This is a genomic window from Actinoplanes sp. NPDC023714, from assembly GCF_040639855.1.
Classification (GTDB): domain Bacteria; phylum Actinomycetota; class Actinomycetes; order Mycobacteriales; family Micromonosporaceae; genus Actinoplanes.
In genome coordinates this window covers 1,605,116-1,617,120 of the sequence record NZ_JBFAAR010000001.1, presented here as the reverse complement: position 1 = coordinate 1,617,120, position 12,005 = coordinate 1,605,116, and the positions used below count along the sequence as shown (strand labels likewise).

The 12,005-nt window shown below is 71.2% G+C and carries 12 protein-coding genes; 1 reads left to right on the top strand and 11 read right to left on the bottom strand.

Going from position 1 to position 12,005, the window contains the following annotated elements; translation table 11 throughout:
* Positions 1-174: 174 nt before the first annotated feature.
* Together AB0G10_RS07575 and argH are read right to left on the bottom strand one after the other, a co-directional pair.
* On the bottom strand, positions 175-372 hold the full coding sequence (locus AB0G10_RS07575; protein ID WP_360917858.1) for a hypothetical protein: 198 nt from the start codon (positions 370-372) through the stop codon (positions 175-177).
* Positions 373-426: 54 nt separating this feature from the next.
* Positions 427-1,857: an argininosuccinate lyase gene (gene argH, locus AB0G10_RS07570; protein ID WP_360917857.1), complete on the bottom strand. Its 1,431-nt coding sequence runs from the start codon at positions 1,855-1,857 to the stop codon at positions 427-429.
* Between the two features lie 95 nt (positions 1,858-1,952).
* Between argH and dapE the strand changes: the two genes are divergently transcribed.
* Positions 1,953-3,011: a succinyl-diaminopimelate desuccinylase gene (gene dapE, locus AB0G10_RS07565; protein WP_360917856.1), complete on the top strand. Its 1,059-nt coding sequence runs from the start codon at positions 1,953-1,955 to the stop codon at positions 3,009-3,011.
* A 483-nt stretch (positions 3,012-3,494) separates the two neighbouring features.
* On the opposite strand, the gene argG is transcribed toward dapE, so the two are convergent.
* From argG to AB0G10_RS07520, 9 genes are all read right to left on the bottom strand, one after another.
* Complete coding sequence (gene argG / locus AB0G10_RS07560; protein WP_360917855.1) at positions 3,495-4,733, bottom strand: argininosuccinate synthase; 1,239 nt, start codon at positions 4,731-4,733, stop codon at positions 3,495-3,497.
* A complete protein-coding gene (locus tag AB0G10_RS07555; protein WP_360917854.1) occupies positions 4,730-5,629 on the bottom strand; it encodes a hypothetical protein in 900 nt (299 codons plus the stop codon). The genes argG and AB0G10_RS07555 overlap by 4 nt, the downstream gene beginning before the upstream one ends.
* Positions 5,629-6,126 (bottom strand): arginine repressor, encoded by a 498-nt coding sequence (locus tag AB0G10_RS07550; RefSeq protein WP_360917853.1) that lies wholly within the window; start codon positions 6,124-6,126, stop codon positions 5,629-5,631. Before AB0G10_RS07550 ends, AB0G10_RS07555 begins: the two co-directional genes overlap by 1 nt.
* The gene (argF, locus tag AB0G10_RS07545; RefSeq protein ID WP_360917852.1) at positions 6,123-7,055 is read right to left on the bottom strand and encodes an ornithine carbamoyltransferase; all 933 of its coding nucleotides are present in this window, start codon (positions 7,053-7,055) and stop codon (positions 6,123-6,125) included. Before argF ends, AB0G10_RS07550 begins: the two co-directional genes overlap by 4 nt.
* Positions 7,052-8,206, bottom strand: coding sequence for an acetylornithine transaminase (locus AB0G10_RS07540; protein WP_360917851.1), 1,155 nt, complete (start codon positions 8,204-8,206; stop codon positions 7,052-7,054). Before AB0G10_RS07540 ends, argF begins: the two co-directional genes overlap by 4 nt.
* A complete protein-coding gene (gene argB, locus AB0G10_RS07535; protein WP_360917850.1) occupies positions 8,203-9,069 on the bottom strand; it encodes an acetylglutamate kinase in 867 nt (288 codons plus the stop codon). The genes AB0G10_RS07540 and argB overlap by 4 nt, the downstream gene beginning before the upstream one ends.
* Positions 9,066-10,241 carry a bifunctional glutamate N-acetyltransferase/amino-acid acetyltransferase ArgJ gene (argJ, locus tag AB0G10_RS07530; RefSeq protein WP_360917849.1) on the bottom strand — a complete coding sequence of 392 codons (1,176 nt, stop codon included), beginning with the start codon at positions 10,239-10,241 and terminating at the stop codon, positions 9,066-9,068. The genes argB and argJ overlap by 4 nt, the downstream gene beginning before the upstream one ends.
* Positions 10,238-11,239: an N-acetyl-gamma-glutamyl-phosphate reductase gene (argC, locus tag AB0G10_RS07525; protein WP_360917848.1), complete on the bottom strand. Its 1,002-nt coding sequence runs from the start codon at positions 11,237-11,239 to the stop codon at positions 10,238-10,240. Before argC ends, argJ begins: the two co-directional genes overlap by 4 nt.
* 63 nt (positions 11,240-11,302) lie before the next feature.
* Positions 11,303-11,968: an ElyC/SanA/YdcF family protein gene (locus tag AB0G10_RS07520; protein WP_360917847.1), complete on the bottom strand. Its 666-nt coding sequence runs from the start codon at positions 11,966-11,968 to the stop codon at positions 11,303-11,305.
* Positions 11,969-12,005 lie beyond the last annotated feature (37 nt).

Sequence of the window (12,005 nt, the reverse complement as noted above, 5' to 3'; positions counted from 1 at the left end):
CGGCCGCACATGCCGCTCCCCGAACCGGCCGGCCAGCGCGCGCATCGCCGCGTCCTCCGGCAACACCGCCAGCAACGACAGCAGATCGCGCCGGCCAGCCGCCGCCGAAAGAACGACACCAGCCCCGGCCGAGGAGCCAGCACCAGCAGAGGAAGCAGCCACATCACCGGCGAGTCAGAGCCGGGCCGCCTTAGCCAGACCGGGCTCGGTGAAACGACTGCCGATCACGCCCGGCACGAAACCCGGGTGCTCCCCCAGCATCCGATCGACGACCGCGCGCGCCCTCGGATCGGGCGAGACCGGCCGGATCCCGGCTCCACCCCGGCGCGGGTGGATCCGGGAGAGCCACGGTTCAGGCAGCGCGAACGACATGCCGGCAAACTACCGGCCGGGTCCGACAGAAAAGGGGAGCGGCCGGAGAAGGGGTCAGCGAGGTACGACCTTCTCGACCGCCCACTGCCGCCAGTTGTCCAGCTTGTGCTGCACGGTGGCGAGCTGCTCCCGCACCGGCCCCGGCCCGGTCGAGCCGGGCGTCGTCCGCGCGGCGAGCGCCGACGACACCGACAGCACCTCGCGCACGGACGGGTCCAGGTGCTCGCTGACCGTCTTCAGGTCGTCGTCGCTGAGATCTTCGAGCTCGCACTCCCGGGCCGAGCAGAGCGCGACCAGCTTGCCGGTCACCTCGTGCGCGTCGCGGAACGGGACGCCCTTGCGGACCAGCCAGTCGGCCACCTCGGTGGCGAGCGAGAACCCGACCGGTGCGGACGCCGCGAGCCTGTCGACCCGTACCGTCATGGTCGAGATCATCCCGGCGAGCGCCGGCAGAAGCAGCTCGAGCGTGTCCACCGCGTCGAACGCCGGCTCCTTGTCTTCCTGCATGTCGCGGTCGTAGGTGAGCGGCAGCCCCTTGAGCATGGTCAGCACGGCGACGAGCCCGCCGACCAGACGGCCGCTCTTGCCGCGGGCCAGCTCGGCGATGTCCGCGTTCTTCTTCTGCGGCATGATCGACGACCCGGTCGCGAAGGCGTCGTCGAGTTCCACCCAGCCGAACTCGGTGGACGTCCAGAGCACGACCTCCTCGCCGAGGCGGGAGAGGTGCACGCCGAGCAGCGCGGTGACGAAGAGGAACTCGGCCACGAAGTCGCGGTCGGCGACGGCGTCCATCGAGTTCGGCGCGGGGGCGGTGAAGCCCAGCTCCTTGGCGACGGCGGCCGGGTCGAGCGGCAGGGACGAGCCGGCGAGCGCGCCGCTGCCGAGCGGGCTGATCGCGGTCCGCACGTCCCAGTCGCGCAGGCGCTCCAGGTCGCGCAGCAGCGGCTGGACGTGCGCGAGCAGCCAGTGACCGAAGCTGACCGGCTGGGCGTGCTGCACGTGGGTCATGCCGGGCGCCGGGGTGTCGACGTTGCGGGCCGCCTGCTCGGTGAGCGCGTCGGCCAGCTCGATCACCGCGACGGCCACGCCACGAGCGTGGTCGCGCAGGTAGAGCCGCAGGTCGGTGGCGACCTGGTCGTTGCGGGACCGGCCGGCACGCAGCTTGCCGCCGAGCGAGCCGAGACGCTCCAGCAGGCCGCGCTCGAGGGCGGTGTGCACGTCCTCGTCCTCGACGGTGGGCCGGAACTCGCCGGCGGCGCAGGCCGACTCCAGGTCGTCGAGCGCGGCGAGCATCTTGCCGAGCTCCTCGGCGTCGAGCAGGCCGGCGTTCGCCAGGACGCGGGCGTGCGCGCGGGAGGCGAGCAGGTCGTAGGGCGCGAGCCGCCAGTCGAACTGCACGCTGACGCTCAGCCGGGCCAGCGCCTCCGCCGGGCCGCCCGCGAAGCGAGCTCCCCACAGCCGCGTCGGCTCCTCAGTTTCCGGCACACCTACTCCTCGAAAAGTGACCCTTGCACCAACGAAACGACCCTACCGTGAGGTCGTCATGCATAAAAATACTAGCACCATGATAATATTGCGACATGGCCAGCCTCGATCTCACCGGCGACATAGTCGAACTCACCAGGACCATCTGCGACATCCCGAGCGTCAGCGGGGAGGAGAAGGAGCTCGCCGACGCCGTCGAGGCCGCGCTGCGGGCATACCCCCACCTCGAGGTTCTGCGCGACGGTGACGCCGTGGTCGCCCGCACGGATTTCGGCAGGGACACCCGAGTCGTCCTCGCCGGCCATCTCGACACCGTTCCGATCGCGGACAACCTTCCGATCACGATCAAAGGCGATTTTCTGTACGGGCGGGGCACCACCGACATGAAGGGTGGCGTCGCCGTGTTCCTGCAGCTGGCGGCGCTGCTCACGAATCCGCGCTACGACGTCACCTATGTCTTCTACGACCACGAGGAAGTAGCGGCGAAGCTGAACGGCCTCGGCCGTCTCGTCCGCAACCACCCGGACTGGCTGGCCGGCGACTTCGCGATCCTCGGCGAACCCTCCGACGGCACCGTCGAGGGTGGCTGCCAGGGCACCATGCGCGTGAAGATCACCGTGCCGGGTGTGGCAGCGCACGCGGCCCGGTCCTGGCGGGGCAGCAACGCGATCCACAGCGCCGGCGCGGTCCTCGACGTGCTGCGCGCCTACGAGCCGCGCCGCCCCGTCGTCGACGGCCTGCAGTACCGCGAGGGCCTGAACGCCGTGAAGATCGAGGGCGGCATCGCCGGCAACGTGATCCCCGACCTCTGCACGGTCTTCGTGAACTACCGCTTCGCCCCGGACCGCGACACCGATCAGGCCGAGGCCCACCTGCGCGAGGTCTTCGCCGGCTTCGAGCTCGAGGTGGCCGACCGCGCCGCGGGCGCCCGCCCGGGCCTGGACCGCGCGGCCGCCAAGGAGTTCGTCGACCTGGTGGGCCGCGAGCCGCAGGCGAAACTCGGCTGGACCGACGTGGCCCGCTTCGCAAGCCTCGGCATCCCAGCGATCAATTTCGGTCCCGGCGACCCGCTGTTGGCCCACACCGACAACGAGCACGTCCCCGCCGCCGAAATCCGCAAGGCCCTCCAGGTCCTAACCACCTGGCTAACCTGACCCCGGCCGAACGCCGCCCCGCCCCTCCCGCGCCCCTCCCGCGCCCCCGCACCTCCCGCGCCCCTCTTCCCCCGCGATCTTGTGAATCCGCGCAGCAACGGACCTGCCGCAATCAACAAGATCGCGGTCGCAGGCCCCGCGCCGCCCCGCCCCACCCCTTCCGCGATCTTGTGATTCTGCGCAGCAACGGACCTGCCGCAATCAACAAGATCGCAGTCGGAGGCCCCGCACCACCCCGCCCCGCCCCACCCCACCCCTTCCGCGATCTTGTGATTCTGCGCAGCAACGGACCTGCCGCAATCAACAAGATCGCGGTCGCAGGCCCCGCGCCGCCCCGCCCCGCCCGCGATCTTGTGAAACCGCGCAGCAACGGGCCTGCGGGAATCAACAAGATCGCGGAGAGGAGCGACGCGGTGCCGGCGGGCGGGGCGGTTCCGGTGGGTGAGGCGGTGACGGTGGGTGAGGCGGTGACGGGGGTGGGGGCTACTCGGCGGGGGTGGCTGCTGTTCGGGCGATTGCTCCGGGGACGGCGTACATGTGGGCGAACGCCCGGGCCTGCTCGCCCGTCCACAGCGAGGAACCGTGGCCGTAGACGACTCCGGAGCGGGTGGCGGCGTCGAGCAGGCTGTGCGGGCTCTTGCTGCCGAGCAGGACGATGTTGCCCTTGTGCAGCTTCACGCGCACCTGGCCGGTCACCCGGGTCTGGCTGGAATCCAGGAAGGCGCGGAAGTCGTCCATGATCGGGTCGAAGTAGACGGCCTCGTGGAGCAGGTCGCCGTAGGTGGTGCCGAGCGTCGCCTTGGTGGCCTGCTGGCGGTTGGAGAGCACCAGCTTCTCCAGTTCGCGGTGCGCCGCGATGAGGATCAGCATGCCGGGCGCCTCGAAGCCGACCCGGGCCAGGTTGCCGACCATGGTGGAGCCCATGTGGATGCCCCGGCCGACGCCGTGCTCGCCGCCGAGGACGTTGAGCGCCGACAGGATCGCGTAGTTCGGCGCGTCCTTCTCGACCAGGGAGTCGCCGCCCGCGTACGAGGCCGCGACGACCTCGCCCTTCTCGAACTCCAGCAGCAGCTCGACACCCTCGGCGGGCGCCTCGTCGATCGACTTGGTGTAGGTCCAGGCCGACTCCGGCAGGTAGTCCCAGCTGCCGTACGTCTCCTCGCCGCCGATCGAGGTGCCGATCAGGCCCTCGTTGATCGAGTAGAGCTTGACCTTCTCGCTCACCGCGAAGCCCCGGCTGCGCAGGAACTCGGCCTCCTCCTCGCGGACCAGCCGCTCGTCCCGGACCGGGGTGACGATCTCCAGGTGCGGGGCCAGGGCGCGGATCACCGCGTCGTAGCGCACGTGGTCGGCGCCGGCGCCGGTCGAGCCGTGCGCCACCGCGTCCGCGCCCACTTCGAGGGCGACCTGGACGACCTTCTCGGCCTGGATCAGCCGCTCCGCGCCGACACACGACGGGTAGGCGCCGTTGCGCAGGTAGTTCGCCTTGATCGCGTAGGTGACCACGCGGGAGTAGAGCTCGGAGCGGGCGTCGACGACGTGGTGCTCGATCGCGCCCAGCTCCTCGGCGCGGGCCTTCACGACCTCGGCCTCGCCGCTGTGCAGGCCACCGGTGTCGATGTTCGCGGTCACCACGTCCCAGCCCTTCTCGCGGAAGTCCACGAGGAGGTACGAGGTGTCCAGCCCGCCGGAGAAGGCGAGAACGATCTTGCGCTTGGTCATCGGGTTCCTTCGGTGGATAAAGCAAGGATCGGCACGTATGTCTTACCGTCCCGGCGGACGTGCCCGGGGGGCAGGACATAGAACTCGGAGCGTCCCGCCTCGATCTCCTTCTGCATCGCCTGCTGGCGACCGTAGTCGAAGGGATCGAGCAGGAAGCTGGGCTCCGGCAGTTGTCCACCGGGCGGGAGGGTGAGGTCGCTCTGGTAGACGAACGAGCCCGGCGAGGTGTGGAACGGAACGGTCGCGACCAGCACCTTCAGCGCGCCGAACTCGGTGTGCACCTTGAGCGCGCTGTTGTCGTACTGGGTGACGCCGTCGAGCTTCTGCGCCCGGTACGCGGAGAGGGCGAGCGCCTTGGCCGCCTTGCCGAGGCCGACGGCCGGCATCAGCGACCAGAGCGACCAGCCGACCCAGCGGCCGGGCTCGGCCGAGGGCGCCGCGCAGTAGCCGCCGACCGGCACCGGGCCGCGGTAGCCGCTCTCCCTCATCTCCGCCTGCACCTTGCGCAGCAGCAGCTTCACGTCGGTGTCGAAGCGGAAGGTGGACCGCTCGACCATCGCGGCGAACGCGTCCTGCGGCAGGCCGGCGATGAGCGCGGCGGCCGGCATCAGGATCAGGTCGACCATGACCCACTGCGGCATCGGGATGCCCCGGTCGCCGAACGCGATGCCGTTGATCACGTTGAAGTAGTTCAGGAAGTCCCGGATCGACCAGTCCTTCTCCGCGGTGTCGGTGAAGTCCAGGAAGCTGAGCTTGTGCCCGTACGGAAGCTCGTTGAGCTGCGGGCGCAACGTCTCGTTGGAGGCGAGGAAGAACTCCACCCCGTGCCCGACCAGCGTGTCGGTGTGGTCGGCGAAGTCCGGGAAGCGCGCTTCCACGGCGGGTGTGAACGTCATCAGGAATTCCCTTCCGGAGAATCCGACCTGCTCCAGTTGCCGAGCTTCTCGGCGAGGGCGGCACCCGAACCGGGGCCGGCGTCCCGGGCCACGACCAGGATCGTGTCGTCGCCGGCGATCGTGCCGACCACGTCCGACAGCCCGGACCGGTCCAGCGCGCTGGCCAGGAACTGCGCGGCGCCCGGCGGGGTGCGCAGCACGGCGATGTTGCCGCTCGAGTCGACGCCGGTGAGCAGTTCGCGCAGCAGCCGGATCAGCCGGGCCGGCCCCTGCTGAGTCTCCCGCAGCGGGCGCTTGCCGTCCTCCGGGATGAGGTACGCGCCGCCGACCTTGACGGCGTTCAGCTCCTCCAGGTCACGCGAGAGCGTGGCCTGGGTGACCTGCACGCCCTCGTGGGCGAGCAGGTCGGCCAGCTCGGTCTGGGAGCGCACGGTCCGCGAGCGGATCAGCTCGACGATCCGCGCGTGCCGGCCGGCCCTGGTCACCGGCGAACTCATCGCGAGTTGGCCGCGAGCAGCCAGGTGAGCAGGGCCTTCTGGGCGTGCAGGCGGTTCTCGGCCTGGTCGAAGACCACGCTCTGCGGCCCGTCGAAGACCTCGTCGGTGATCTCCTCGCCGCGGTGCGCGGGCAGGCAGTGCAGCACGATCGCCTCGGGGGCGGCCGCGGCGAGCAGGTCCTTGTTCACCTGGTACGGCCAGAACGGGGTGAGCCGGTCCCTGCCGTCGCCCTCCTGGCCCATCGAGGTCCAGGTGTCGGTGGCGATCACGTGCGCGCCGTCGGCCGCCTCGCGGGGGTCGCGCAGCACCTCGACCGAGCCGCCGGTCCAGGCCGCGATCTCGGACGCCCGGGCCACCACGGCCGGCGCCGGGTCGAAGCCGGACGGTCCGGCCACCCGCACGGTCATCCCGGCCATCGCCCCGGCGATCAGATAGGAGTGCGCCATGTTGTTGGCGGCGTCACCGACGTACGCCAGGGTCTTGCCCGCCGTCGTGCCGAACCGCTCCCGGATGGTGAGCAGGTCGGCGAGGAGCTGGCAGGGGTGGTATCCGTCGCTCAGCGCGTTGATCACCGGGACGTTGACCCCGGACGCCAGCTCGGCGAGCCGCTCGTCCCCGTGGGTCCGGAACACCATGGCGGCGACGTAGCGGGAGACGACCCGGCCGGCGTCGGCGAGGGTCTCGCCCCGGCCGAAGTGGGTGTTCTGGGTGTCCACGATGATCGGCTGGCCGCCCAGCTCGGCGATGCCGGCCTCGAACGAGAGCCGGGTGCGCAGGCTGGCCTTGTCGAAGAAGACCGCGACCGAGCGGGGGCCGGCCAGCGGCGTATGGCCGAACCGGTTCGCCTTCATCTCGGCGGCCAGGTTCAGGACGTCGTCCTGCTCCTGCGGGGTGAGGTCGTCGTCGCGGAGGAAGTGGCGGGTGGTCACCGGATACCGTCCAGGGCAGCGATCAGGGCGTCCGCCTGATCGGAGGAGATGATCAGGGGCGGGGCGAGCCGGATGACGTCCGGCTGCGGGGCGTTCACGAGGAAACCGGCGTCGCTCAGCCGAGCCGCGATCTCCTTCGAGCGAGGCTCGGTGAGCACGATGCCGAGCAGCAGGCCGGCGCCGCGCACGTGGCTGATCCACGGGTGGTCCAGGCCCTCGATGCCGCGGCGCAGCTGCTCGCCGATCCGCTTCACGTGGTCGAGCAGGCCCTCGTTGGCGATCGTGCGGATCACCGCGAGGCCGGCCGCGCAGGAGACCGGGTTGCCGCCGAACGTGGTGCCGTGCATGCCGGGCTGGAGCAGGTCGGCGGTCGGGCCGAAGGCGAGGCAGGCACCGAGCGGCAGGCCGCCGCCGAGGCCCTTCGCGAGCGTCACGATGTCCGGCTCGACACCCTCGCCCTGGTGGTGGAACCAGTGCCCGGTCCGGCCGATGCCGGTCTGCACCTCGTCGAGGGCGAGCAGCGCGCCGTGCCGGTCGCAGATCGCCCGGACCGCGGCGAGGTAGCCGGCCGGCGGCATGACGACGCCGTTCTCCCCCTGGATGGGCTCGATGATCACCATGGCGGTGTCGGCGGTCACGGCTGCTTCGAGGGCGGCCGTGTCCCCGTACGGAACATGGGTCACGTCTCCCGGCAGCGGCCGGAACGGATCCTGCTTCGCCGGCTGGCCCGTCAGGGCCAGGGCGCCCATGGTCCGGCCGTGGAACGCGCCGTCGGTCGCCACGATGTGCGTGCGGCCGGTCAGCCGGGAGATCTTGAAGGCGGCCTCGTTCGCCTCGGCGCCGGAGTTGCAGAAGAGCACGCGCCCCGGCCGGCCGGCGAGGGCGAGCAGCAGCTCGGCGAGCGCGACCGGCGGCTCGGCGATGTAGAGGTTCGAGACGTGACCGAGCTGCTGGATCTGCTGCGTCACGGCGGCGACGACGGCGGGGTGGGCGTGACCGAGGGCGTTGACGGCGATGCCGCCGAGGAAGTCGACGAACTGCCTGCCGTCCTCGGCCGTGAGCACCGCGCCCTCACCACGGACCAGCCCGAGGGTGGGGCCGCCGTAGTTGTTCATCATCGACGCGTTCCAGCGTTCGGGCAGCGTGCTCATTGGGGGACCACCATGGTTCCGAATCCTTCTTCCGTGAAGACTTCGAGCAACGTCGAGTGGGCGACCCGGCCGTCGACGACGTGCGCGGCGGGAACACCACCGCGGACCGCGCGCAGGCAGGCCTCCATCTTGGGCGCCATCCCGGACTCCAGCGACGGGAGCAGCTTCTCCAGCGCGTCCGCGTCGATCTGGCTGGTCAGCGAGTCCCGGTCCGGCCAGTTCGTGTAGAGGCCCGGCACGTCGGTGAGGACGACCAGCTTGCGGGCGCCGAGCGCGACCGCGAGCGCCGAGGCGGCGGTGTCCGCGTTCACGTTGTGCGGCACCCCGTCCGCGTCCGGCGCGACGGTGGCGACCACCGGGATCCGGCCCGCCGCGATGAGGTCGTCGACGGCCGAGGTGTTCACCTGGTCGACGTCGCCGACCTGGCCGATGTCGACGAGCTCGCCGTCGACCTCCAGCTGCCGGCGGACCGCGGTGAAGAGGCCCGCGTCCTCGCCGGAGAGGCCGACCGCGTACGGGCCGTGCTTGTTGATCAGGCCGACCAGCTCCCGGCCGACCTGCCCGACCAGCACCATCCGGACCACGTCCATGGCCTCCGGGGTGGTGACCCGCAGGCCGCCGCGGAACTCGCTCTCGATGCCGAGCTTCGTCAGCATCCGGCTGATCTGCGGGCCGCCGCCGTGCACCACGACCGGTTTGATGCCGACGAGTCGCAGGAACACGATGTCGGCCGCGAACGCCGCCTGCAGGGCCGGGTCGATCATGGCGTTGCCGCCGTACTTGATCACGATGGTGCTGCCCTGGAACCGCTCCAGCCAGGGCAGCGCCTCGATCAGGATCTCGGCCTTCTCCCCCGCCTTCACGAGCTGTACGCCGAGTTCTCGTGCACGTACGCGTGCGACAGGTCGGTCGTCCAGATCGTCGCGCTCATCTCGCCCTCGCGCAGGTTGACGGTGATCTGCACGTCGCGCCCGGAGAGGTCGACCTTCGAGCGGTCCTCGGCCGCGGCGCCGCCCTTGCAGACCCAGACCCCGTTGATCGCGACGTCGACCCGGTCCGGCTCGAAGGCCGCGCTCGTGGTGCCGACCGCCGCGAGGATCCGGCCCCAGTTCGGGTCGTTGCCGAAGAGCGCCGTCTTCACCAGGTTGTTGTTGGCGACCGTACGCCCGACCTGCACGGCGTCCGCCTCACTCGCCGCGCCCGCCACCTCGATGGCGATGTGCTTCGTCGCGCCCTCGGCGTCGCCGATCAGCTGCTGGGCGAGATCGTGGCAGACCTCGGTGACCGCCGCGGTCAGCTCCTCGAGCGAGGGCTGCACGTTCGACGCGCCGCTGGCCAGCAGGATCACCGTGTCGTTCGTCGACATGCAGCCGTCCGCGTCGATCCGGTCGAAGGTGACCCGGGTGGCCGCGCGCAGCGCCGCGTCGAGCGTCTCGTTGTCGGCCGACGCGTCGGTGGTGACCACGACCAGCATCGTGGCGAGCGCCGGGGCCAGCATGCCGGCGCCCTTCGCGATCCCGCCGACCGACCAGCCCGGGCGCTGCGCCACCGCGTTCTTCGCAACCGTGTCGGTCGTCATGATCGCCTCGGCCGCGCGGGCGCCGCCGTCCGCGGCGAGCGCCTTGGCGGCCGCGTTCACACCGGGGAGCAGCTTGTCCATCGGCAGCAGCTCGCCGATCAGCCCGGTCGAGCAGACCGCCACGTCGCCGGCCCCGATCATCATCGGCTTGGCGCCGGTGGTGCGCAGCACCGCGGCGGTGTGCTCGGCGGTGGCGTGGGTGTCCCGGAAGCCCTGCGAGCCGGTGCACGCGTTCGCGCCGCCGGAGTTGAGGACCACGGCGCGGACGATGCCGCCCTTGAGGACCTGCTGGCTCCAGAGGACCGGCGCGGCCTTCACCCGGTTGCCGGTGAAGACGGCCGCCGCCGTGTAGTCCGGGCCGTCGTTGACGACCAGGGCGACGTCCGGGTTCCCGCTGGCCTTGAGCCCGGCGGCGACGCCGGAGGCACGGAACCCCTTGGGGGTGGTGACGGTCACGGTGCGACTCCGAAGACGCTGAGGCCCGTGGTCTCGGGCAGGCCGAACATGATGTTGGCGTTCTGCACGGCCTGGCCGGCCGCGCCCTTGCCGAGGTTGTCGAGGGCGCTCACCACGATGATGCGCCCGGAGTCGATGTCGACGGTGGCCTGCAGGTGGCAGGAGTTGGAGCCGGAGGTGGCGGCCGTGTGCGGCCACTGCCCCTCCGGCAGCACGTGTACGAACTCCTCGATCGCGTAGGCCGCCTGCAGCGCCTCGCGCGGGTCGCCGCCGTTCAACCGGCGGGCCGTCACGGTGGCGAGGATGCCGCGCGGCATCGGCGCGAGGATCGGGGTCATCGACAGCGACGCCGCGCCGGTGGCCTGCTTGATCTCGGCGACGTGCTGGTGCGCGCCGACCTTGTAGGGCGAGAGGTCCCCCATGATCTCGCTGGCCAGCAGGTTGACCTTGGCGTTGCGGCCGGCGCCCGAGGTGCCGGAGCTCGCGACCACGACGACGTCCTCCGGGTCGGCCACGCCCGCGGCAATCAGCGGCGCGAGCGCCAGGGTGATCGTGGCGGCGTAGCAGCCGGTGTTCGCCACCCGGTCGGAGGCGGCGATCGCCTCCCGCGCGCCGGGCAGCTCGGGCAGGCCGTAGGTCCAGGTGCCGGCGTGCCCGCCGCCGTAGTACCGGGTCCACTGCTCGGCGCTCTCCAGCCGGAAGTCAGCGCCCAGGTCGACGACCTTCACACCCTCGGCGAGCTGCGCCGCCACGGCCGCCGACTGACCGTGCGGCAGGGCGAGGAAAACCAGGTCCGTGCCGCTCAAGGTCTCCGCGTCGGTTGCGCCGAGCGTCAGGTCCAGGCCTGCCAACTGCGGGTGTACGGCGCTGACCGGCGATCCCGCCTGACTGTGCGCCGTCGCCGTGACGAGGTCGAACTCGGGGTGCCCGGCGAGCAGGCGCAGCAACTCGCCCCCCGCGTACCCACTTGCTCCCGCTACCGCGACCCGGATTCCCATACCAACCTCCGCATGACTATGCAGAGAACCGTATCAAGCCTCAGGGCCCCCGGCAAAGCCATTTCAGCCGAGCGCGTCCTCCACGCCCGTCTCGTGCTTACCCAGGAAGATCGGGTCGCGCCGGGACAGCACGTCACCGGCGGCCTTCACGGCGGCGAACTCCTCCCGGATCTCGCCGCGCAGCCAGGTCTGCCGGTATCGCCGGACCGTGTCGTCGCCCACCCCGGTCGTGTCGATGCCGAGCGCCCGGCAGACCGCCACGGCCCGCTCGATGTGGAAGTTCTGGGTCACCACGATCGCCTGGCGCACCCCGAATATCCGGCGCGCCCGCGAGCACGAGTCGTAGGTGTCGAAGCCGGCGTGGTCGAGCACCACCCGGGAGACCGGCACGCCGTGCGACACCAGCCAGACCATCATGCCGCCGGGCTCGTCGTAGTCCCAGTTCGCGTGGTCGCCGGAAACCAGGATCGCGGTCACCTTGCCGCTCTCGTAGAGCTGCCGGGCGATCTCCAGGCGCGCCTCGAGGAACGGCGACGGCTGTCCGCCGGGATTGATCTGGGCGCCGAGGACCAGCGCCACCGGGGCGGCCGGGACGTCGTTCACGTCGTAGACGTGGCCGGCGGCGGACCCCCGTACCCAAGAGAGGGAAGCTGCCGTGGCAGCGACCGCAAGAATCGCACCGAGCGCACCCACCGTGATCGCCCGGCGGAGCCAGAGGTTCTTCAACACCAGGCCGAATATGGCAAATGCCGTCAATGAGGCAGCA